The following is a 23142-nucleotide window of genomic DNA, read 5'->3' on the forward strand; positions in this document are numbered from 1 at the left end:
CCGCCGACCGTGAACACCCACGAGCCGCTCACCCAGCCGGAGGTGCAGGGCTTCGCCGCCCTGGCCGCCCGGCTGGCCGAGAACGTCAACGCGGTGGTGCTCGGCAAACCGCAGGTGGTGCGGCTGGCGCTGACCGCGCTCTTCGCGCAGGGTCACGTGCTGCTGGAGGACGTGCCGGGGGTCGGTAAGACGACCCTGGCGCGGGCCATCGCCGCCACGGTGAAGGGTCAGTGGCGGCGCATCCAGTTCACGCCCGACCTGCTCCCGTCGGACGTGTCCGGGGTGACCATCTTCAACCAGGCGAGCCGGGACTTTGAGTTTCATCCGGGGCCGGTCTTCGCCAACATCGTCATCGCCGACGAGATCAACAGGGCGTCGCCGAAGACCCAGTCGGCGCTGCTGGAGGTGATGGAGGAACGCACCGTCACAGTGGACGGGGTCCGGCACCCGGTGCCGTCGCCGTTCCTGGTGGTGGCGACCCAGAACCCGGTGGAGATGGACGGCACCTACCGGCTGCCCGAGGCGCAGTTGGACCGTTTCCTGGTGAAGCTGTCCGTCGGCTACCCGGACGAGGCGGTCGAGGTGGAGGTGCTGCGCGGCGCGACGGTGCGTTCCCCGGAGGCGCTCGCCCCGGTCACCGACACCGCCACCGTCGGGGAGATGGTCCGGATGGCCCGTCGGGTGCACATCGCCGAGCCGCTGTACGCGTACGCGGTCCGGTTGGCCGCCGCGACCCGCACCCACCCGCAGGTGCGGGTCGGGGTCAGCCCCCGGGGTGTGATCGCGTTGACCCGTGCGGCGTGCGCGTACGCGCTTATCGACGGGCGAGGTTGGATCATGCCGGAGGATCTGAAGGCGCTCGTCGAGGCGGTCTTCGCGCACCGGTTGCTGCTGACGCCGGACGCCCAGGTGCGCGGGATGACCGCCGCCGAGGTGCTGCGCCAGGCCGTCGCCTCGGTGCCGGTGCCCCTGCCGTCGGGGCAGCCCGCTCCGGTGCAGGGCTGACCGGCAGCAGCGCGATGGGGATCACCGCCCGTGGGATCGGGCTGCTCGTCGCCGCCGTGGTGCTGTTGGGGACGGGTTTCCGGTTCGCGTACCCCGAGTTGACGTTGCTCGGCGCGGCGGCCGGCGCGGCCGTCGGCTACGCCGCGCTGATCGCGGCCTGGCGGCCCCGGCTGACCGTTACCCGCCACGCCGATCCGGACCGGGTGGCGCGCGGCGAGCCGGCGAGCATGACGTTGACGGTGCGCAACGCGGGCCGGCTTCGGTCGGCGAACCTGCTGGCCGAGGACCGGTGCGGGGACCGCAGCGTGCCGGTGCCGGTGTTGCGCCTGCGGCCCGGCCGGGACACCGAGGTCCGCTACGACGTGCCGACCCATCGACGCGGGGTGGTGCCGGTGGGGCCGCTGCGGGTGACCCGGCGCGATCCGCTGGGGTTGGTGGCGTTGGCCCGCCCGTACGGCGCGGCGGTGCCGGTCTGGGTGTACCCACGGGTCCACCCTCTGACGGCGGTGCCGCGCGGCGCGGGACGCAGCCTGGACGGCCGGGTGGACGGGGTGCCGCACGGCTCGATCACGTTCGACTCGCTGCGGGAGTACGTGGTCGGCGACGAGCTGCGCCGGGTGCACTGGCGGACCAGCGCCCGGGTGGGTGAGCTGATGGTGCGGGAGAACGTGGACACGAGCCTGCCGCACCTGATCGTGCTTGTGGACAATCGCGCCGTCGCGCACCCGCGGCGGGTGGGTGGGGTGGCGGAGTCGTTCGAGTCGGCCTGCGAGGCCGCGGCGTCGATCGTGACCGCCGCACACCGCGCCGACCTGCCGGTGGTGTTGCTGTTCGCCGGCGCGGAGCCGGGCGCGCCGGGAGGGGTGCCGGACGTCGGTTCGGCGCTGGGTCCGCTGGACCGGCTCGCCGCCGCCGACCTCTCGGATGCCGACGAGGCGGTCCGCGCGGCAACGACCCGGCTGCGCCAGGACCGGCTCGGTGACACGCTGATCTTCCTGACCGGGCCGGGTGGGCGGGACGATCTGGGGCACGTCGGGGCGCTGCGTGGGGCGTACCCGTCGGTGGTGGTCGGGGTGTTCGGCGCGGCCGAGCCGACGCCGCCGGGCGCGGCCGGCTTGGTGGTGGTCGACGCGGCGGACGGCGCGCAGTTCGCCGCCGAGTGGGACGGGGTACGCCGGTGGTGACGGGCGCCGCGCGGGTGCTGCGGGCGGCGGTGGTCCCGCTGGCGCTTGTCGCGTTGACCGCGCTCGCCGGGGTGGTGCTGGGCCGGGTGTACGCGGGTGACCTGCTGACCGGGCTTGTCGTCGGTGCGGCGGCCGGGTCGGTGCTGGTCAGCGTGGCCGCCCGGCGGCTGCCGTCCTGGCTGGTGGCACCGGTGTCGGTGGCCGCGATGGCCGGCTGGACACTGTGGTCGCTGCGGCTGGCCGCCAACCGGGCCGAGCTTCCGGGCGGTCTGCTGGAGATCACCGGCGACGCCGCGCGCAACGGTATTCCGCGGCTGCTGACCGCGATGATCCCGGTGGAGCCCACCCCGGACACGGTGCTGGTGCCAGTGGTCGCCGCCTGGTTGGCCGGGCTGGCCGGCGCGGAGGTCGCGCTGCGCACCGGCCGGGTGCTGCTGGGCTACCTGCCGGCGGCGGGGCTCTACGCCGCCGCCCTCTACGTGGTGGGTCCGAATGCCACCCCGGCGGTCGGGGTGACCGTGGCGTTCGTCGCGGTCGCGGCGGTCGGCCTGGCGGCCCCCACCGCGGCGGCGCCGGCCGCCGCCGATCCGGCCACCGAGTTGGCCCCCCGGGTACGCGCGGCGGTGCGGCTGCGGCTGGCCGCCGGCGCGGCACTCGGGGTGGCGCTGGTGGTGGGGCTTGTCGCGCTGCTCGGACCGGTCGTCGCCGACCAGGTCGACGGGCGGCCGGTGGACCCGCGCCGGTACGTGGAGCCGCCGCAGGTGCAGACGCTCGACGAGAACCCGTTGATCCGGATCTCCGGTTGGGCGCTGCACCCGGAGCAGAAGCTCCTCGACGTGAGCACGGAACGCGCCGGTGTGGCGCCTCCAGCGTCCGGTGGCGTCCCGCCGGAGGGCGAGCCGGCCGGCGCCGCCGGTGGCGGTGTGCGGATCCGGTTGGCGGTGCTCAGCGACTACGACGGGGTGACCTGGCGGGTCGGCGCGACGTACCGCAACGCCGGGCGGATCCTGCCGGCCGCCTCCCCGCCCCGGGACAGCACTGTGGAGACGGTCCGCCAGCAGATCACCGTCGCGGAGCTGAGTGGCCGGCTGCTGCCCGCCGTGGCGACGCCCCGGGAGGTCAGCGGCGCCCGGGTGGCGTACGACCCGGCGAGCGGGACGTTGATCCGGCCGGAGGGGTTGACGCCGGGGCTGCGGTACGCGGTGACCTCCGCCGAGGCAGAGCCGGACGAGAACCTGTTGGCCAGCGCGAACGTGCCCGCCGGCGAGGAGGTGGCTCGGGTGCTGCGGGTGGCCGACGGGGTGCCCGACCCGATGCGCCGGCTGGCCGCGCAGCTCGCCGAGGACAACGGCGCCCCGTACGCGCGGGCTCTGGCGATCGAGCAGTTCCTGGGCGAGCACTACCGGGTGGTGGCGGACGCGCCGAGCGGACACGCGTACCCGAATCTGGGTTTCTTCCTCTTCGGACCCCGCGCCGGCGGCGGGCAGGAGGGCACGTCGGAGCAGTTCGCTGCCGCGTTCGCGGTGCTCGGTCGGTTGTCCGGGTTGCCGACCCGGGTGGTGGTGGGTTTCCGGGCCGGCGGGCAGGGGCCGGTGCTCGCCGGTGACGCGTTCGCGTGGCCGGAGGTGCTCTTCGACGGGCTGGGTTGGGTGCCGTTCGACCCGCTGCCTCGCCCGAACGAGGAGCCGAGGCCGGTGGAGGAGGATTTCCGCCCGACCCCGGAGGATCCACCGCCGTCGGAGGCGCCGGCGCCCACGGTGGAGCCGACCGCGTCACCGGAGCCGGTCGTCGCCGCTGACGGGCCGCCCGGCAGGGGTGGCGTGTCCACTCCGCTGCTTGTCGCCGGCGGCAGCGGCGGGCTGCTGCTGCTGGTGGGGGCGCTGCTGCTCACCCTGTGGGCGATGCGCCGCTCCCTCACCCGCGCCCGGCTCGTCCAGGGTGATCCGGGTCAACGCATCGCCGGCGCCTGGCGGGAGGTCACCGACGCGCTGCGGCTGGCCGGCCGACCGGTCGGGGACGACCTGGCCGCCACCGAGGTGGCCGGGCACGCCCGCGAGGCCCTCGCCGAGGCCCGCGCACGCGCGACCGGGGATGGCGCTACCGGGGATGGCGCTACCGGCGACGGGCCGTCGGTCGACGAGTTGGCGGGCCTGCTCAATCAGGTGGGCTTCGCCCCCGACGCGGCAGCGGCCGGGCAGGCGGCCCGCGCCGCCGAGCTGGCCACCGCCTACGTCGCCAACCTGCGCGCCGCCCGACCCTGGTGGCGTCGGCTGCTCTGGTCCGTCCACCCGTCTCCCCTGCGCCGGTCCCGTCGGTGATCGGGGCCCGGTCAGGTGGTCAGGCGGCGGATGAGTTTGCGCATGCCGGCCTGCCAGCCGTCCGGGTCCTCGGCGCGGCGGCGGGCGTAGTCGGCGACCTCCGGATGCGGCAGGATCAGGAAACGTTCCTCGGCCAGCCCGGCGACGGCCGCGTCGGCAACCTGGTCGGGCGTGAGCACCGCCCCGGACGCGGCGATCACCCGGGCGCCGAGCTGACCCTCGACGAGCCCGTCGGCGAGCATCGGAGTGTCCACCCCCTGCGGGCAGAGCGCGCTGACCCGGATGCCCCGGTCCCGATAGGTGATGGCGAGCCACTCGGCGAACCCCACCGAGGCGTGCTTCGTCGCGGTGTACGCGGCGTCGCCCACCGCGGTCAACACGCCCGCCGCCGAGCAGGTGTGCAGCAGGTGCCCGCCACCCCGGGCGAGCATCCCGGGCAACACGGCACGGGCCGAGTAGACGTGGGCGAGCACGTTGACCCGCCACGCCCGGTCCCAGCCGGCGTCGTCGACCTCCACTCCCCCGCCGCTCGTCACCCCCGCGTTGGCACAGAACAGGTCGATCCGGCCGTAGCGCTCCTCGGTGTCGGCGACCAGGTCGCGTACCTGCTGCTCGTCGGTGACGTCGAGGGCGATGGGGTGCGCGACCGGGCCGATGCCCTCGGCCACCGCGTCCGCCGCGTCGGCGTTCAGGTCGGCGACCACCACTGCGGCGGCCCCCTCCGCGGCGAAGCGGCGGGACAGCGCCGCCCCGATGCCGCCGGCCCCGCCGGTGACCACCACGATCCGGTCGGTGAGGTTCATGCGGACGCTCCCACGGGGTCGGCCCCCAGTTGGGCGATGAGGCTGAGTAGCGCTGTCGCGCCGCCGGCGGTGACCTCGGGGGTGGGGAGCAGCGCCATGATCGGCACGTCGACACCGGCGTCGGCGTAGCGGCGCACCTCGGCGCGGCACCGCTCCGGTGCGCCGTGCAGCACCAACGCGTCGACGACGTCGTCCGGCACCGCCGCGCTGGCGCCGCGCCGGTCACCGGCGGCCCAGGCCGCCCACATGGGCGCGAGCGTCTCGTCCCGGCCGAGCCAGCGGTGGAACTCGGCGTACGCGGGGACGGTGAGGTAGCTGGTGATGAGGCGGCGGCCCAGCGCTCGGGCGTACGCGGCGTCCTCGGTGGGGCAGACGAAGATCCGGGCGGCGACCTCGAAGCCGGCGCGCCGCTCGCCCACCTCGGCGAGGGCACGTGGCACGTCGTCGGCGCCGAGCCAGTTGAGGATGACGCCGTCGGCCTCCGTTCCGGCCAGCCGGAGCATCCCCGGGCGCAGTGCGGCAAGCAGGATCGGTGGTGGCACCGCCGGCGGTTGTTCCAGCGTGAACCGGCGGATGGTGAACGTGTCGTACACCTCGTCGACGGTCTCGCCGCGCAGCGCGGCGCGCAGGAAGCGCAGCACGTCGCGGGTGCGGCGGAACGGCTCGTCGAACGGCACGGCGTTCCAGTCCCGCACCAGCACGGGTGAGGACGCGCCGATGCCGAGGGCGAACCGGCCCGGCGCGGCCTCGGCCAGCGCCGCCGCGCTCATCGCCAGCAGCCCGGGGCCTCGGGTGAAGACCGGCGCGATGGCGGTGCCCAGTCGCAGCCCCGGCTGCCAGGCCGCGGCGAGCGCCAGCGGGGTGAACGCGTCGGTCCCGGCGACCTCGGACGACCAGACGTCGGTGAACCCGGCCTGGTCGAGCGCCGCATAGGCCGCGTCGTGGTGCGCCAGTGCGATCCCGGTCATCGGCACCGTCATGCCCCATCGATTCGTCACCGATCGATCGTGCCCGTTGACGAGGGCACGGGCAAGATCCCCGGGTTGGGCATAATCGCCGGTTTCCGGCCGAGCGTGCCGGCGCGGGTGCTACGACTTCGAGGTGGACCGGACCGACGGCGCAGGCCGCTGACCATGGGTTCCGGGGCAGCGGGGCACCTGGAGCCGGCCAAGCGCGACCCGGGCCGGGCCACCTTCCTCGAGCTCTTCTTCGACCTTGTGTACGTCTTCGCGCTGACCCGGATCTCGGCCCGCGCGTTCGAGGACCTGACCGACGGGCCGGCTCGGGAGCACGTCGAGGCGGCGATCACCGGCAGCGGCAAGACGTTGCTGCTGCTGCTCGCGCTCTGGTCGGTCTGGCAGGGCACCGCGTGGACGACCAGCCGCTACGACCCGTACCGCGTGCCGCTGCAAACCGTGGTGATCACCGCGCTGGTGTGCAGCATGCTGCTCGGGGTGGCGATCCCCCGGGCGTTCAGCGAGACCGGGCTGATGTTCGCGGTGGCGTACGTGATCGCGCAGGTGACCCGACCGGTGATCCTGTCGTTCGCGCTGGGCGCCCACCCGTACCGCCGGTTGAAGGTGCGCATGGCGGTGGTGTACGCGTTCAGCGGGATCTTCTGGATCAGTGGTGCGATGTTGAGCACCAACACGCAGGTGGTGCTCTGGTCGGCGGCGCTCCTGATCGAGTATCTGGCCGCCCGCTGCGGCTGGCCGGTGCCGGGGCTGGGCCGCTCGACAATCTCGAAGTGGGAGATCGCCGGGGAGCACCTGGCCGAGCGGTACCAGCAGTTCTTCCTCGTCGCGCTTGGCGAGACGATCCTGGTGGCGGGCTTCTCGTACAGCATGGGGCCGTACGAGTCGGGGCACGTGTGGGCGTTCGCGCTCGCGTTGGCCACCTCGATCATGCTGTGGCGGATCTACGTCCAGCGGGCCGGGCGGATCCTGGGCGAGGCGGTGGTGAAGGCCCGGCACCCCGCCAACATCGGCCGCTCGGCCGCCGACACCCACCTGCTGATGGTGATCGGTCTCGCCGCCACGGCTGTCGGTTATGAGCTGATCATCGAGCATCCGTTGGAGAGGATCCCCGGCGCCTGGTTGGCCATGGTGCTCGGCGGGCCGGCGCTGTTCCTGGCCGGCCGGGCCCGCCTGGAGTACGAGGTGTTCGGGCGGATCTCCCCGTCCCGGTGGATCGCTCTCACGGTGCTGGTGGTGGCGTCGGTGCCGCTGCTGCGGCTGCCCGGTGTGGTCGCGACAGCGGTCGGGGTGGTGGTGTTGGCAGGGGTCGCTGTCATCGACGCCCGCCGGGCGCACGGTGCCCCGCCGGAGCCCGCCGCGCCACCGTTCTGAGCCGAGCACGGCCCGGCGGTGTGCGGGCCGGGCGGGTCTAGGCTCGGCGGGTGACCTTCTCGCTCGTCGCCCGATCCGCCGACGGTCGCCTGCACGGCGTCGCCGTCGCCAGCAAGTTCCTCGCCGCCGGGGCGCTGGTGCCGGCCGCCGCCGCCGAGGTCGGCGCGCTGGCCACCCAGGCGCACGTCAACCTCGCCTACCGTCCGCAGGGCCTCACCCTGCTGCGCACCGGGGTGGCCCCGGCCGACGTGGTGGCCGGACTGATCGCCGCGGATCCCGAGCGGGAGCACCGCCAGCTCGGCGTGGTGGGCGTCGACGGTCCGGGTGCCAACTGGACCGGGCCGGCCTGCCACCCGTGGGCGGGCGGGCGGACCGGTGACGGGTGGGCCGCCCAGGGCAACGTGCTCACCGGCCCGGAGGTCGTCGACGCCCTGGGCGACGCCTGGCTGGCCGGGTCGGGGCTGCCGTTCGCCGAGCGGCTGGTGGCCGCGTTGCGGGCCGGCGACGAGGCCGGCGGTGACCGGCGGGGCCGGCAGAGCGCCGGTCTGCTGGTGGTCGAGCGTGGCGGCGGGTACGGCGGCACCAGCGACGTGCTTGTCGACCTTCGGGTGGACGACCACCCGGACCCGGTCGCCGAGCTGGGTCGGCTGCTCGCCGTGCACACAATGCTGTTCAGCCGGCCCGATCCGGCCACCCTGCTCGATTTGAGCGGCGCGGTCGCCGACGAGGTGGCGGCGTTGCTCGCCGCGCTGGGCCACCCGGTGGCCGATGGCGGCACCGAGGCGGCGTTGGTCTCCTGGGCGGGGTTGGAGAACCTGGAGGAGCGGCTGGTGCCGGGGCGGATCGACCCGGTGGTGTTGACCCACCTGCGCGGCGTCGCCCCGCACGTCCCCGCGCCCCGCGCCGCGAGCTGACGGTCAGCGGGCCAGTCCCCGGGCGACACCGTCGCCGTCCGAGATCCGCGTGCGTCAGCGGCCGAAGGCGAGCCAGCGGAAGCCGGCGGCGGCGACCGCGGACTGTTCCGGGGCGGTCAGCGCCGCTCGTCCGGTGGTCTTGCGGATCAGGGTCAGTTGGTCCCAGCGCAACCCGGCCGGTGTCGGTCGTCCCCCGGTGAGCAGGTCGGCGATCACCCCGGCCGCCGGCGGGGTGAGCCAGGGCGGCCGGCCCAGCGCGGCGGCCAGGTCCAGACCGTGTACGCCCACCTCGACGACCCGGGTCCGCAGGAACTCGGTCACGTTCATCGCGTCGCCGTGCCGGGTCCGTACGACGCGGTCGGGCGGCGCGGCGGCGACGGCGGCGTCGGTGGCTCGCCAGGCTCGGTCCAACTCGGTCGCCAGCGTCGCCCGGTCCACCCGCGACGCGTCGCGCCGGCCTCCGGCGATCCGGTCGGCGTCGACCTGCGGGGTGAACTTCGCAGTGCCGAAATAGCCGGCGGCGTCGACCTCGGCGCGCGGCGGGGCCGGCGCGGCGAGCATGTCGGCGAGCCGGCCGACTCCGGTGCGCACGTGCGCGACCAACTCCCGCACCGTCCACGGTGGGCAGTTGGTGGGCCGGTCAAGGTCGGCGTCGACCAGCTCGGCGAGGACCTCGGTGAGCTGGGCGCACTCCGCGGAGAACGCCGCGCGCACCGGGTCCATCGGTCCGCTCAGCCCTTGACCCTGGGCACCAGCCGGTGCACGACGATCAGCACCAACGCCATCACCACCGCCATCGTGCCGGCGATCCCGGCGGCGCTGCCGGCGTACCCGACGAACAGGGGCTGGCGGCCCAACTCGTCCGGGCCGGTGTCGCGCAGGTCGACAAGCCAGGTGAGGGACAGCCCGCAGGCGACAAGGGCGAGCACGCCGCCCACCCCGAGCACCAGCGTGGCCGTCCGGTGTGCGTCGCCGGGGGCGATCTCGGCCTGCTCCCGCTGGGTGATCAACAGGACCAGCCCGGCCACCGCCGCCCAGACACCCACCACCAGGTACGCGGCGATCGCGTCGCTGGGCCGGTGCCAGCCGGCGGAGAGAGTGGCGACCCCGGCGGTGGCGGCATAGGCAGTGGCGAGGAAGGCACCCACCGCCCGCACCTTGGCCGGCAACACGAGCACCAGCGCGACCGCGACCGCCGCGGCCACCGTGGCGTGGCCGCTGGGCAGGCTGTTGCCCACTGCGGCGCGCTCCGGGTCGACGCCGTAGTCGGGGCGGCTCAGCCCGTACTTCAACAGTTGGGTGGAGACGTTCGCCCCGGCGATCAGGAGGGTCGCGGTGATCGCCAGCGCGATCCGTCCCCGGATCAGCGCGATGAACCCGATCATCGCGGTGGCGGCCAGCAGGGAGACCACCGACATCGCGTTGAGGATCCGATCGACCGGACCATCGATGGTGTCCTGCCCGATCCGGTTGCCGGTGAGGGCGACAGTGTCCACCCACTGGCCGATCTCGGTGTGCAGGGCCACCCGCCACACGGCGAAGAGAGCGGCCGTCTGGACAAGGGCCAGTACGACCAACCAGACCGCGGTCCAACCCCGTGCCGTCGCGCGCATCCGCACACCGTAGCGGCCGGTGTCGGCAGGCCGACCGGTGGCCCGCCGCCCGCCGACGGTTAGGTTGTGCCAGAGCGAGGAGGCGGCGATGCGCGGAACACCCGAGCACGGCAGTGGCCAGGCCGCACCCGACCCGGACCAGCAGGTGGGCACCGACCTGGGCCATGGCGGGCGGGCGCGGGCCGAGTCGCTGGCAGACCTGTTGGGCGGGCGGGGCGGCGCCATCGACGCCACAGTGCCGCCCCTCGCGTTCGCTGTGGGTTGGTTGCTGGGCGGCGAGTCGCTGTGGGGTGGGATCGGCGCGGCGGTGGCCGTGGGCGCGTTGGTGGCCGGCGTACGGCTACGTCGGGGTGACCGGCCGCGGTCGGTGCTGATCGGTCTGCTGGCCGTCTGCGTCGCGGCGTTGATCGCGGCGCGCACCGGCCGGGCCGAGGATTTCTTTCTCATTCAGGTGCTGTCCAACGCCGCAAGCGCGCTCGCCTGGACGGTCAGCATCGTGGTGCGCTGGCCGCTGCTCGGTGTGTTGGTGGGCGGGGTGCTGGGCCAGCGCACCCGGTGGCGGCGCGACCGGGCGCTGCTGCGCGGCTACAGCCGGGCGAGTTGGGTGTGGACGGCGACCTACCTGCTGAGGCTGGCGGTGTTCGTGCCGCTGTACCTGGGTGGGCAGGTGCTCGCGCTGGTGGTGGCCCGGGTGGCTCTGACCTGGCCGCTGGTCGCCGCGGCGCTGGCCGTGAGCTGGGTGGTGCTGCGGCGGTCGTTGCCGGCCGGGCACCCCGGTCTGCGTCATCCGGTCGGCGGAGAGCCGACGGCACCGCCGGGCTGAGACGGCGCCGAGCCGGGCTGTGCGGGCAAAAAAGTGGAGAGGCCGCCACGGGGGGAGCGGCCTCTCCGGTGACGTACGTTACTCCGTTGCGGACCTCGGCGTGATCCCGTGACGGCCCGAATTTCTGGGCTTTTTCGCGGTTGGCTCCAGTCCGGGCGGTGGGGTGGGCCAGCCGATCCGCTGCGTCGGCCAGATGGCCGGCCCACCCCGGCCTGACCGTGGGTGTCAGGCCGTCCCGCCGACCAGCGTCCGTCGTTCCTCGGACCCTGGTCGGATCCCGGGGTGGGCGGTCCACGCCACCCACCCCGGGTCGTCGTCAGCCGTTCGGGAACAGGCTGCCGTAGTCGGCGTACGCCATGGCGACGTCAGCCTGTGCCCAGAACCGGTGGTAGTTGAACTCGGGCTCCGCACCACCGTTGAGGTACGCCTGGACCTTGGGCCAGTCCGGGTCGTTCTTGTAGAAGGAACGGATGTCGAGGAAGCTCTTGCCGGCGGCGATGGCGTCGCCGTTCGGCATCTTCCCGGTCCAGCCCGGCGGCACGTAGAGGCCCTGACCGGTGGACGCGTTGTAGACGTCGTCGAAGCGCCGGTAGTCGCCACGCTTCTCGGTGGTGGAGACACCCTTGGCGTCGCTTGCGGCGGAGAGCGCGTCGAGCAGGCCCTTGGCGGTCGTCTTGGCCGCCGCGTTGCCCGACTTGGCCGCGTACGCGATCAGGGTCCGGGCGTAGGCGGCGGCGACGCCGACGTCCTGGCCCTTGCTGATCACCTCGACGTGCAGGTTGGTGTTGGGCTGCGGGCTGGACGGGTTCCAGGTGGTCGGCTGACCGGTCCACGCCATGTCCGACGGGATCGACCAGTTGGTGCCGACTGTGGTGTTGGCGATCGCCCACGGCACCCACTTGTCCAGCAGCGCCTTGGCCTTCGCGTTGCCGGTCTGCAGGTACAGCTCGGCGATCCGCTGCATCGACCAGGCCTGCATGCCGAACCACTGGTTGGACGGCGGGTCGTTGTAGACCGGGTCGACGTCGTAGAACATGCCGTAGAAGGTGCTGGTGCCCGACGGCGGCTGGGCGTAGCTGCCGTCCCAGCTGTTGGTGGCGCCGCCGGCGATGCCACCCTCGGACGACTGGAGCCAGGTGTAGAACTCCAGCTGCCGGTCGAAGCTCTTGGTCCAGTCGGCGACCGCTGTCGACGACTGCGGCTTGAGCTCCGGGGTGTTGGTCAGCGCCCAGGCCGCGAACGGGTTCTGGTAGCCGAAGTGGTTGTGGCTGGAGCCGATCCGCCAGGACCAGTTCTGGCTGGCGTCGTACGCGCCGCCCCAGGCGTAGTACCAGGACAGCAGGTAGTGCGCCGAGTCCTTGCCGCTGCCGGCGGGGCAGGTGCTGGCCCCGACGCAGTTGCCGATCTTCTTGAAGTACTTGTCGAACATCGCGTACCGCAGGTAGTCACCCATCTTGGCGGCCTTCGCGATGGTGGCCGCCACGTCGGCCTGCTTGCCCTGCGCCTTGGCCCAGGTCAGCGCCCAGTACGCGGCCTGCACGGCGCGGGCGTCGGCGTCCGGGGCGTTCGTGTACTTCCACTGCTTGGCGGGGGCGCCGGTGTCCTTGACGAACAGGTCGAGGTAGCCGTACTGACCGCCGTGCTTGAAGGTGTCGCAGGAGGGCTGCGGGACGGTCTCCCACACCGACTCCTGGGTGCCCCGCTGGAAGGTGTTGATGTAGGCCGGCTTGGTGGTGCCGTCGCCGCAGTGACCGAAGCCGTAGGTGTTGTCGACGTCCATCAGCCAGTGCATGCCGTAGATGTCGCCGGTGCCGTAGGTGGACTGCAACTCCGAGCGCAGCGGGTCCTGCCCGACCGAGATGTTCGGGTTCAACGCCGAGGGGTACTGGCTGGGCAGGTTGTACTCGGCGGCGTACTGCGGGGTGCCGGCGGAGCCCGCGGTGGGCTGGTCGGCGTGCGACGGGATGATGTACTTCTCCATCACCGTCCAGGCGTTGTTGAACGGGGCCCAGTTCTGGGTGACCCGCCCGTAGTTCGCTTCCAGCCAGAGCCAGAAGCTGAACGCCTCCGAGGTGGTCTCGTGCCCGTGGTCGGGCGCCTCGACGATCAGCGTCTCCACCGAGTGGTACGGCACGCCCTCGGGGCTGAAGTAGCCCGAGTTCTTGATCTTGCCGTACTGCTCGAGGAACTTCGCTATGTAGGCGTTGTCGCCGCCGGGGGTGTCGTTGTCGATCTCGGTGGCGGTGACCGCCAGCGAGGCGAGGCCGGTGGCGGCGGCGGTGATGGTGGCGGCGCCGCCCAGGGTGTCGGTGTCCTCCGCCGCGGCGACCGTGACGGTGACCCCGGTGTTCCAGTTGCTCGGGGTCAGCGTGGTGCTGGTCGGCGAGACCGTGACGTCGGCGTCGCCGGTGGGCGTGAGGGTGACCGGCACGTTGGCCGTCGGCGCGGCGCTGAGCTTCAGGTTGAAGGTGGAGGTGCCACCTTCGCTGACGCTCACCGCGGACGGCGTGGCGACGAGGGTCGGACCGCTGGCCGCGTCGACGGTGAACGCCTTCTCGGCGACCCCGATGCCGTTGGCGTTGTCGTACGCCTTGGCCTGGACGGTGTAGTTGCCGGCCGGCAGGTCCTCCTGGGTGTACGCGTACGGGGCGGAGGTGTCGGTGTTGATGAGCAGGCCGTTGCGGTAGAACTCGACCTTGCTGATCGTCCCGTCCGGGTCACTGGCGGTCGCGGTCAGCGGCACGTCGGCCGGCGCGGTGAACGGCCCACTCGGCAGGCCGAGAGAGACCGTCGGCGGCTGGTTGGCCGGGGTGCCGTTGCACGGGGTGCCGTTGAGCGTGAACGAGGTGGGCTTCGGGTTGCTGCCCGAGTGGGAGCCGTTGAAGCCGATGGTGGTGGAGGCCCCGGTGCCGAGGTTGCCGTTGTACGACTCGTTGGTCGCGGTGACCTCGCTGCCGGACTGGCTGAACTTGGCCGACCAGCCCTGGGTGACCCGCTGGCTGCTGTTCGGGAAGGTCCACTTGAGCGTCCAGCTGCTCACCGCGTCGCCCAGGTTCTTGATCGTCACGTTGGCGGTGAAGCCGGTGTTCCAGTCGTTGGTCGCGTAGACCACGTCGCAGGCGGGCGCGGCCTGTGCGGCGCCGGCGGGCAGGGTCACCCCGCCCGCGGCGAGCGCGGCGGCAGCGATGATCGCCACTCGACGGCGTCTTGCCAGTTGTCTCATGTGCGCGGTGTCTCCTCGGACCAGGCCGGGACGGTCCCCGGCGAAGGCGCCTGCCCGCGAGGGTGGTGGTGGTCCGCGGGAGATTCGAGGCGCCGGGAAGGTGGTCTCCCCCGGGCCCGGCCGGGGTAGGGCGGTGCGGCCCGCACGGGAGGGGGTCCCGCCGGCTGCGATCGGGTGACCGTGACCGGAATCGTGCTGCCCGGCTGCCCTCGGTGAACCCGCGCTCACGCGATGTGGCTCCTGTCGCGTTGAATCGACAGTCTGCCATGGAAGCGCTCCCACAACAAGCGCAGACGCCACTCGTTCAGCTCGTTGTTTCGATCTCGTTTTGGGTCTTTCACAAAGCCGTGACGGGCGTTACAGTCGCAACATCGGTCGATGGGAGCGCTTCCATCGACAAGGTTCAACAAGAAGATCGCTGAGGTCGTTTCTGACGGGCTCGGCGAACCAGCCCGAGGGCCGACGACGGGCCAGCCCGGACGCCGTCGTCAGCCATCGTCCCGCCTTATGGAGGGAGGTGGAACCAGAGCCACTCGCGTGGCCCGGCTCCCGCGCGACACGCACGGCAGGACCCAAATCTCGCCCGTGTGTGTGCAGTTACGGTGGGGACGGGGGTTGCCCTCCCCCGTCCCCACACTAAACCCCCGTACACGATGGGAAAAGAGGCCGACGGGACAGGCGCGCCGCGCCGCCCGGCGGCCTCGTTCGCTGTCTGGGGCCCCCAACCGCCTCGACCCGCCATCGCCGGCCGCCATGACGGCCAGCTGACCGGGCCGGCCGCCCCTGGCCTATTCTGGGAGCGCTCCCGAATTTCGGCGGTGGCCCCGTATCCATGAGGAGAATCCATGTCGATACCTACCGGGCCCGCCGGCCCACTGCGCTTCCCCGACAACTTCGGCTGGGGCGCGGCCACCTCGGCGTACCAGATCGAGGGCGCCGCGAAGGAGGACGGGCGCGGTGAGTCCGTCTGGGACACCTTCAGCCGCGTCCCGGGCAGCACCCGAAACGGCGACACCGGCGACGTGGCCGCCGACCACTACCACCGGTACGCCGAGGACCTCGACCTCATGCGCGACCTCGGGCTGCGCAGCTACCGCTTCTCCATCTCCTGGCCCCGCATCCAGCCCGACGGCAGCGGTCTGCCCAACCAGCGCGGGCTCGACTTCTACCGCCGGCTCATCGACGGCCTGCACGAGCGTGGCATCGCCCCGATGGCCACCCTGTTCCACTGGGACCTCCCGCAGGCGCTACAGGACGCCGGCGGCTGGGAGTCGCGCGACACCGCCCACCGCTTCGCCGACTACGCCGACGTGGTCTTCCGCGCCCTGGGCGACCGGGTGCCGGCGTGGCTCACCATCAACGAACCCAAGACCGTGGTGCAGAACGGCTACCTCACCGGCCACCACGCCCCCGGCCGGCAGGACCCGGACGCCGCCTACCTGGTCGCCCACCACCTGCAACTCGCGCACGGGCTCGCCGTCGGCACGCTGCGGGCCAGCGGCAGCGACAGCCGGATCGGCCCCGCGCTCAACCTGCACCCCTGCTACCCCGCCGACGACTCCGCGCAGGCCGCCGCCGCCGCCCACCTCTACGACGGCTACGAGAACCGCCTCTACCTCGACTCCCTGCTCAGGGGCAGCTACCCGGAGGACCTGCTGGCCGACCTCGGCCCGCAGAGCCGGATGGTCCAGGGCATCCGCGACGGCGACCTGAAGATCATCTCGGCGCCGGTCGACCTGCTCGCCGTGCAGTACTACACACCGATCTACGTCACCGGCGACGGCGGCACCGTGCGGCGCTGGGCGACCTCCGAGGCCGAGTGGCAGCAGATCTACCCCGAGGGAATGTACGACCTGCTGACCCGGGTCACCCGCGACTACGGCCCGATCCCCCTCACCATCACCGAGAACGGCCTGCCCACACCGGACACGCTGGCGGAGGACGACACCGTCCACGACGCGGGCCGGATCAGCTTCCTGCGCGACCACCTCACCGCCGTGCACCGGGCCATCGCCGCCGGGGTGCCACTGGAGAGCTTCCACGTCTGGTCGCTCCTCGACAACTTCGAGTGGGACGCGGGCTACGACCAGCGCTGGGGGCTTGTCTACGTGGACTACCCGACCCAGCGGCGGGTGCTCAAGAGCAGCGCCACCTGGTACCGCTCCGTCATCACCGACGGCGGCTTCTGAGCGGGCCGCCACCCGGAATGCCGGGCCCGGACGGCTCGGCTCGGGTGAGCCGGTGACCGTCCGGGTCCGGACCGGCCGGTCAGCGCGGCAGCGCCTGCTGCAGCTCCGCCCGCAGTGCCGGGGTGAGCATCTCCCCCGCCTGCTTGGCCAGCCGGGCCATCTCGTAGCCCACCACACCGATGTCCGCGTCCCCGGCCGCCAGGGTGGCCAGAATCGAACCGTCGCGGATCTGCATCACCAGGAAGTAGCCGCGGCCCATCTCGACCACCGTCTGCTTGACGACATCGCCGTCGAACATCTGCGCCGCGCCCGCCGTGATGCTCATCAGCCCGGAGGTCACCGCCGCGAGCTTGTCCGCGTTGTCGCGGGGCAGGTGGTCGGAGATCGCCACCAGCAGCCCGTCGGACGAGACCACAATCGCGTGTGCCACGCCCGGCACCCGCTCCGCGAACGCGCTCACCAGCCAGCTCAGGTCACGCGCCTCCTGGCTCAACGTCGTCACTGTCGTCGTCCCCCTTCGTCGTGCCCCCCGGACGGTGGCACGGGTATCTCGGTGGTGTCCTCGGCCTCGGCGCGCCGCACCCCGCTGTAAAGCCGGGAGAGCATGCCGCCGACCGCTTCCGGGTCCAGGTCGACGCGGGCCGGCGTCGAGGTCGGTCGTGCCGTGTTGGTGACAGCGCTCAACTGCGCCATCGGCACCCGCACCGGCAGCCCTCGCTCGTTCGTGCCGCCGGTCACCGGGATGGCCGGCGGCACCGCCGCGGCGGGCACCGTCGGCGCGAACGGACCCTGCCGGGACCACCAGCCCGCACCACCGGAAGGGGCCGCGGGCGAGGTCAGCACATCCTCGGAGCGCACCGGCACCGGACGGGCCTGACGAGGCACGGCCACCGCCGGCCGCCGACCGGCAACCGGCAGGTCCCTGGCTCCGAGGCCCAGCCCCGGGGCACCTGCCTCCCAGGCGCCCCCGGGCTGCGCGGGCACTCCCCGCGCGGCGCTCGTCGCCAGCATCCGGGCCGGCGCGGGTGGATCCAGCTCCACCGCGCCCGCCGGCGCCAGCAGCACCGCGGGCAGCACGAGCCGAGCGGTCAGGCCACCCTGGCCCCCGTCGAGGCGCACGGTGACCCCCAACCGGGCGGCCAGGTGGCTGACCACGAACAGACCCATCCGCTCCACCGCCGCGACATCCGCTGCCGGAGGGCTGGCCAGCACCGCGTTCGCCTCGGCCAACGCGGCCGGGCTCATGCCAAGCCCACTGTCGACGATCTCGATAAGCGCGGAGGCCGCCTCGACCCTGGCGGTCACCACCACGAGGGTGTCCGGACGGGAGAAGGCAGTGGCGTTCTCCAGCAGCTCGGCCAACAGGTGCACCAGCTCGCCGACGGCGTGCCCGACCACGTACACGTCGGCCACCGACTCGATGCGGACCCGCTGGTACTGCTCGATCTCCGAGGCGGCGGCCAGCAGCATCGAACCGATGGCGACCGGCCGATTCCACCGCCGGGTCGAATCGGTGCCGGCGAGCACCAGCAGGCTCTCGTCGTTACGGCGCATGCGAGCGGCCAGGTGGTCGAGCTTGAACAGGTTCTCCAACTGGTCCGGGTCGCTCTCCTCCCGCTCCAGGTCGTCAAGCAGCTCCAGTTGGCGTTCCACAAGCACCTGGCTGCGGCGGGCCAGGTTGACGAACATCGCGTTGACGTTGCGCCGCATGAGCGCCTGCTCGACGGCGACGGTGACCGCGCTGCGGTGCACCGCTACGAACGCCTCGGCCAGCTCACCGATCTCGTCGAGCGAGCGGACCACCGCCGGCGCGACGTCGATGCTGGGCACCCCACCGGTGACGGTCTTCAGGCGGTCCAGCGCGTCCGGCAGCTCGATCTGCGCGATCCGGAGCGCCTGGCTGCGCAGCAACCGCATCGAACGGGCCACCGACCGCCCGACGAGCAACGAGATCAGCAGGGCGACAAGCAGGACCGCGACGACTCCACCGACGACCAGCAGGGTCGCCCGCAGCTGACCGTCGCTGGCGTCGTCGGCCTGGCGCACCGCGTCGTCCAGCACCCCCGCCTCAAGCTGGCGCAGCAGGCCCTGGCGCTGCTGGCTGGCCGCCCACCACTGCTCCGACGGCAGCACCTCCGGCGCCGCGTCGCCGACCGGCAGGCTGCGTTCCTCCAGCCGCGTGGCGACCAGGAACGCCGGGTTCACGGTTGTCTCGTCGTAGCGGCGGATCTGGTCGTTGGTCGCGGCCACCCGGAACGCGCCGAGCGCTGTCAACTGTTGGGTGCGCAGATCCGCGAGGAGCACCCGGTCCTCGGTGCCGTACCCGCCGGCGCGGGAGGCGGCGTAGAGCTGGGCCCGGATCCGGGAGGACAGCTCCTTGACCCGGGCCAGCTGCACGTAACGCAGGACCGCGTCGTTCAACGCGGGCCGGCCCTGACCAGGGGTCGGCTCGGCGAGCAGGTCGAGCATCGCGCTGACCGCCCGGAAGTAGTTGCTCAGGATCGTGTCGCTGCTGAGCACCGCCGGGGGGATCGCCGGGCGGATGTCGACGACCTGGTCGTACGCCTCCAACGCTTCCGAGTAGGCGAACCGCCACGACGCGTCGGCGTCGGCGAGCGGGTCGGCGGCCCGACGCAGGGCCTCGACCGCCCGGTCGGTCGCCGCCTGCAACGGCCGCAGGTTGTTCACCGTGGCTTCCCGGTCGCTGCCCCGGCGCAGCTCACCCAGCTCCCCCGCCGAGCGGTCACGCTCCTGCTGGAGCTGGTGCACCACAGCGGTGATCTGCCGGCCGATGCCGACCTGGCGGGAGAAGTCGTTCAACGCTGTCGTCCGCCCCACCAGGGCGCTGGTCTGCACGCCGGCGAGCACCAGGAACGCCAGCGACGGCACCATCAGCACTGTCGCGAGCTTCGTGCTGATCCGCCAGTCCCGCAGCCGGAACGGAGACCGGCGTCGATGCGGCACAACTCGGACGTCGAAGCGGCGTCGGCGGTGGTTCGACACCCTGCCGTTCGCCGGGTCGGAACCCACCGCCACCCTGCCTCCTCGGTCCTACCGCGTCCACCGCGGTCCGGGGAGCGCAGTCCATCCAACCAGGCTCGGGAGCGCTGTCAACGGCCCGGGCGAACGACGGTTCAGGAAGGATACTGCGGGTGCGAACGTCCTGCCGTGGCAGGCAAGACCAGCTCGTCCGTCCGGCCGATGTCGGCGAGCTCGATCGCGTCTCCGAACCGACCCAACGCCACAAGTGCCGCGCCGGTGGCACCGATCTCCGGGTTGCGTTGGTGCGACACCGGCCGCGGCGCCAGCGCGGCGGCGAAGGCCTGCCGCCACCACACCGAGGCGGCCACCGCACCCCCGCCCAGCACCACACCGACCGGTTTGTCGATCGTGGACTCCAGCACCGCGAGATCCTCGGCGACCAGCTCACACAGCCCCTGCATCAGCCCGGCCAGGATGTCCACCGAGGTGGTGCTGAAGCTGAGCTCACGGAGCTGCCCGCTGCCCGCCGGCGCCAGGCCGGGCGGCCGGTCGCCACCGAAGCGGGGGTCGGCCGGTCGGCCACCGCCCGCCGGCACCAGCGCCAGCGCCGCGTCCAGTTCGGCGCCCTGGGGCAACCGCAGCTCCCGGTTCGCCCACGCGAACAGGTTGCCACCGCAGCCGTACGCCGCCCCGGTGACCACGTGGTCGTGGTCGACCCGGTAGCGCCACAGTCGCTCGGGGAGCCGGGGCATCGGTTCGCCGGCCGGGATCCGCTGCATCAGCCGTACGGCCGCCGAGGTGCCCACGGTGACCGCGGCCCGGCTCGGATCGACGCAGCCCGAGCCGACGTTCGACGCCCCACCGTCGCCCACCGGCGGTGACCACCGGGCCTGCGCCAGCTGCGGCCACCGACGGGCCAGGTCGGGTCGGAGGCGGCCGTGCCAGTCCAACTCGCCGAGGGCCGGCAGGTCCCCCGGCCGCGCCCCGGCGAGGGTCAGCGCCTCCTCGTCCCAGCGCAGGGTGCGCAGGTCCAGCAGACCGGTCCCGGAGGCCTGGGACACCGACATGGGCGCGGCCTCGAGCAACTCGCCGAGCACGTACTCGGGCAGGCCGACGAACCGGGCGATCTGGCTGCCGGACCGCTCGCGCAGCCAGGGCAACCGCATCGTCCAGTACGAGCGGTGCCACCAACAGCCGGTGCGCTGGTGGAAGCCGTCCGGATCGGCCGGTCCGGCCGTACCGCCGACCGGCGCGGGCCGGGTGTCCAGCCAGGTGACCACCGGGCCCATCGGCGTGCCGTCGCTGTCGAGCGGGAGCACCGAGTGCCACTGGGCGGACACCGCCACCAGGTCGACGTCCTGCAGGTGCCCGGCGTCGGCCAGCTCGTCGAGGCACTCGATCAGACACGCGAGGTAACCGGGGCCGGACAGCGTGCCGGTGCCGTCGTCGCCGATGGCGAGGTCGACCTTGCGCCGGGCCAGGGCACCGGGCAACGGACGGCTGTCCCCGTCCAGCACGAGCCCGCGTACCGACGAGGTACCCAGATCGAGCGCGAGAATGTTCATCGCCGGTCAAGTTACCCGGTGCCAGGCGGGCGCCGGGCGCGTAGGGTGGATCACATGCTCGCGCATCCGACCTGCTGGTGGCCCGCCAACCCGGCGGCCACCTTCCGCGCGTAGCTCCATCCACGCGGCCGCCATCGAGGCGGCCGCCGGTTCTCCCCGGCCCGGATGGCCGCCCCGACCGGCGGCGCCCGGCCCCACGGAGACCTCGATGACCCACCTGACCGACCTGCTCACCGCCGTGACCAGCGGCGTCGACCCGGGCCCCTTCGCGCTGCTGCGCCGCGACGGCGCGGACGAGTTGGAGCTGTTCACCGGCCCCGTCGACACCGTCGACCGCCTCGCCGACATTCCGCTGCCGCCGGGCACGCCCGGAGCGCGGACGCTGGCCCTGGTGCCGTACCGCCAGATCACCGAGCGCGGCTTCGCCTGCGTCGACGACGGCGCTCCGCTGGAGTGCCTCCAGATCCGCGAGCATCGGCGGATCGCGCTGGCCGACGCCCTGGCCACGCTGCCCGACGAACCGGTCCGCACCACCGACGCCGCCTTCGACGTCACCGACGAGGAGTACGCCCGGACCGTGCAGCGGGTGCTCGCCGAGGAGATCGGCCGCGGCGAGGGCGCGAACTTCGTCATCCACCGCACCCTGCACGCCACAGTGCAGGGCCGACCACTGGTGGCCGCGCTGGCCGCGCTGCGCCGGTTGCTTGTCGCCGAACGCGGCGCGTACTGGACGTTCGTCGTGCACACCGGCACCCGGACGCTTGTCGGCGCCAGCCCGGAGCGGCACGTGAGCGTCGACGACGGGCTCGTCATGATGAACCCGATAAGCGGCACCTTCCGGTCCGGCGGTGGCACTGCGGACCGGGCGGCGCTGCTGCGCTTCCTCGCCGACCCGAAGGAGGTCGAGGAGCTGTACATGGTGCTCGACGAGGAGCTGAAGATGATGGCCACCGTCGCCGAGGACGGCGGCCAGGTGATCGGCCCGTACCTGAAGGAGATGTCGCACCTGGCGCACACCGAGTACCTGCTGGCCGGACGGGGCACCCGCGACGTGCGGGAGGTGCTGCGCGAGACGATGTTCGCCCCGACCGTGACCGGCAGCCCGATGGAGAACGCCTGCCGGGTGATCGCCCGACACGAGGGTCGGGGCCGGAGCTACTACGCCGGAGTGCTGGCCCTGCTCGGCCACGACGAGGCCGGTCGGCAGACGCTGGACGCGCCGATCCTGATCCGTACCGCCGAGATCTCCCCCACCGGTCACCTGCGGGTGCCGGTGGGCGCCACCCTGGTCCGGCACTCGACGGCGGCCGGCGAGGTGGCGGAGACGCACGCCAAGGCCGCCGGTGTGCTGGCCGCGCTCGGCCTCGGTCCGGCGGCGTCCGCCGGCGGCGGCTCCGTCGCGCGCCTGGCCGACGACCCGGAGGTACGCGACGCGCTGGCCGCGCGCAACGCGCCACTGGCGCGGTTCTGGCTGGACCAGCGGGCGCCGGACGCGTCCCGGTTGCCCGGCCTGGTCGGCCGCCACGTGTTGATCGTGGACGCGGAGGACACCTTCACCGGCATGCTGGCCCACCAACTGGGCGCGCTGGGCCTCGCGGTCAGCCTGCGGCCGTGGCACGAGGGTGGCCCCGTCGACGGCTACGACCTGGTGGTGGTCGGTCCCGGGCCGGGCGACCCGGGCAGCCCCGACGAGCCGAAGATGGTGGTGCTGCGGGAGTTGCTGACCGAGCTGCTGGCGACCGGGCGTCCCACCCTCGCGGTCTGCCTCGGCCACCAGGTGCTGGCCGGGCTGCTGGGGCTGCCCCTGCATCGCCGGGAGGCGCCCTATCAGGGCATGCAGCGGGAGGTGTCGCTGTTCGGCCGGTCCCGCCGGGTCGGGTTCTACTCCACGTTCACGGCACGCGCGGACGCGGACCGGCTGACCGGCGCGTACGGGCCGGTGGAGCTGGCCCGGGACGCGGGCGACGGCGCCGTGCACGCCCTGCGGGGGCGCGGCTTCGCCGGCGTGCAGTTCCACCCGGAGTCGGTGCTCAGCCCGGACGGGCTCGCGGTGCTCACCGAGCTGCTGACCGATCTGCTGCCGGCGCCGCGCGCCGACGAACTGTCCGCCACGGGCGGGCGCGCATAGCCGTCCCGTCGCCCGGGTAGGGCTGATGCGACCGGTGGCGTGGACGG

General features: G+C 73.2%; 16 protein-coding genes. 8 read left to right on the forward strand and 8 right to left on the reverse strand.

What is annotated here, in order from left to right:
• The first annotated feature begins 9 nt into the window (after window positions 1-9).
• From ACQPWW_RS23480 to ACQPWW_RS23490, 3 genes are read left to right on the forward strand one after another with little or no spacing between them, the layout of a single operon-like run.
• Window positions 10-1005, forward strand: a complete 996-nt coding sequence (locus tag ACQPWW_RS23480; RefSeq protein ID WP_357407216.1) for an AAA family ATPase — start codon at window positions 10-12, stop codon at window positions 1003-1005.
• 14 nt (window positions 1006-1019) lie between these two features.
• Window positions 1020-2189 carry a DUF58 domain-containing protein gene (locus ACQPWW_RS23485; protein WP_433125570.1) on the forward strand — a complete coding sequence of 390 codons (1170 nt, stop codon included), beginning with the start codon at window positions 1020-1022 and terminating at the stop codon, window positions 2187-2189.
• Window positions 2186-4507, forward strand: coding sequence for a transglutaminaseTgpA domain-containing protein (locus ACQPWW_RS23490; RefSeq protein WP_433125571.1), 2322 nt, complete (start codon window positions 2186-2188; stop codon window positions 4505-4507). The genes ACQPWW_RS23485 and ACQPWW_RS23490 overlap by 4 nt, the downstream gene beginning before the upstream one ends.
• An 11-nt stretch (window positions 4508-4518) precedes the next feature.
• Here ACQPWW_RS23490 and ACQPWW_RS23495 read toward each other — a convergent pair whose 3' ends face one another.
• Window positions 4519-5310 (reverse strand): SDR family oxidoreductase, encoded by a 792-nt coding sequence (locus ACQPWW_RS23495; protein WP_433125573.1) that lies wholly within the window; start codon window positions 5308-5310, stop codon window positions 4519-4521.
• On the reverse strand, window positions 5307-6290 hold the full coding sequence (locus ACQPWW_RS23500; RefSeq protein ID WP_433134506.1) for an LLM class F420-dependent oxidoreductase: 984 nt from the start codon (window positions 6288-6290) through the stop codon (window positions 5307-5309). The genes ACQPWW_RS23495 and ACQPWW_RS23500 overlap by 4 nt, the downstream gene beginning before the upstream one ends.
• Window positions 6291-6443: 153 nt before the next feature.
• Between ACQPWW_RS23500 and ACQPWW_RS23505 the strand changes: the two genes are divergently transcribed.
• Together ACQPWW_RS23505 and ACQPWW_RS23510 are read left to right on the forward strand one after the other, a co-directional pair.
• Complete coding sequence (locus ACQPWW_RS23505) at window positions 6444-7658, forward strand: low temperature requirement protein A (RefSeq protein ID WP_433125575.1); 1215 nt, start codon at window positions 6444-6446, stop codon at window positions 7656-7658.
• A 50-nt stretch (window positions 7659-7708) separates the two neighbouring features.
• Window positions 7709-8572: a DUF1028 domain-containing protein gene (locus ACQPWW_RS23510; RefSeq protein WP_433125577.1), complete on the forward strand. Its 864-nt coding sequence runs from the start codon at window positions 7709-7711 to the stop codon at window positions 8570-8572.
• Window positions 8573-8626: 54 nt separating this feature from the next.
• Here the strand turns inward: ACQPWW_RS23510 and ACQPWW_RS23515 are convergent, their stop codons facing one another.
• Entirely contained in the window at window positions 8627-9295 is a 669-nt protein-coding gene (locus tag ACQPWW_RS23515) for a maleylpyruvate isomerase N-terminal domain-containing protein (RefSeq protein WP_433125579.1), read from the reverse strand.
• An 8-nt stretch (window positions 9296-9303) separates the two neighbouring features.
• Window positions 9304-10191 (reverse strand): phosphatase PAP2 family protein, encoded by an 888-nt coding sequence (locus ACQPWW_RS23520; RefSeq protein WP_433125581.1) that lies wholly within the window; start codon window positions 10189-10191, stop codon window positions 9304-9306.
• 82 nt (window positions 10192-10273) lie between these two features.
• Between ACQPWW_RS23520 and ACQPWW_RS23525 the strand changes: the two genes are divergently transcribed.
• Window positions 10274-11008, forward strand: a complete 735-nt coding sequence (locus ACQPWW_RS23525) for a DUF3159 domain-containing protein (RefSeq protein WP_433125583.1) — start codon at window positions 10274-10276, stop codon at window positions 11006-11008.
• 316 nt (window positions 11009-11324) lie between these two features.
• On the opposite strand, the gene ACQPWW_RS23530 is transcribed toward ACQPWW_RS23525, so the two are convergent.
• Window positions 11325-14231, reverse strand: coding sequence for a glycoside hydrolase family 48 protein (locus tag ACQPWW_RS23530; protein WP_433125584.1), 2907 nt, complete (start codon window positions 14229-14231; stop codon window positions 11325-11327).
• Between the two features lie 845 nt (window positions 14232-15076).
• Between ACQPWW_RS23530 and ACQPWW_RS23535 the strand changes: the two genes are divergently transcribed.
• Window positions 15077-16420 (forward strand): GH1 family beta-glucosidase, encoded by a 1344-nt coding sequence (locus ACQPWW_RS23535; RefSeq protein ID WP_433125586.1) that lies wholly within the window; start codon window positions 15077-15079, stop codon window positions 16418-16420.
• Between the two features lie 79 nt (window positions 16421-16499).
• Here ACQPWW_RS23535 and ACQPWW_RS23540 read toward each other — a convergent pair whose 3' ends face one another.
• The 3 genes from ACQPWW_RS23540 to ACQPWW_RS23550 form a co-directional block, all read right to left on the reverse strand.
• A complete protein-coding gene (locus ACQPWW_RS23540) occupies window positions 16500-16922 on the reverse strand; it encodes a roadblock/LC7 domain-containing protein (protein ID WP_433125587.1) in 423 nt (140 codons plus the stop codon).
• Complete coding sequence (locus ACQPWW_RS23545) at window positions 16919-19456, reverse strand: sensor histidine kinase (RefSeq protein ID WP_433125589.1); 2538 nt, start codon at window positions 19454-19456, stop codon at window positions 16919-16921. The genes ACQPWW_RS23540 and ACQPWW_RS23545 overlap by 4 nt, the downstream gene beginning before the upstream one ends.
• A 98-nt stretch (window positions 19457-19554) precedes the next feature.
• The gene (locus ACQPWW_RS23550) at window positions 19555-20967 is read right to left on the reverse strand and encodes an FGGY family carbohydrate kinase (RefSeq protein ID WP_433125591.1); all 1413 of its coding nucleotides are present in this window, start codon (window positions 20965-20967) and stop codon (window positions 19555-19557) included.
• A 208-nt stretch (window positions 20968-21175) separates the two neighbouring features.
• Here ACQPWW_RS23550 and ACQPWW_RS23555 point away from each other — a divergent pair, with 208 nt between their 5' ends.
• Window positions 21176-23095: an anthranilate synthase family protein gene (locus ACQPWW_RS23555; protein WP_433125593.1), complete on the forward strand. Its 1920-nt coding sequence runs from the start codon at window positions 21176-21178 to the stop codon at window positions 23093-23095.
• Window positions 23096-23142: the final 47 nt, after the last annotated feature.

This window comes from Micromonospora sp. CA-240977 (genome assembly GCF_050942285.1).
Lineage (GTDB): Bacteria > Actinomycetota > Actinomycetes > Mycobacteriales > Micromonosporaceae > Micromonospora.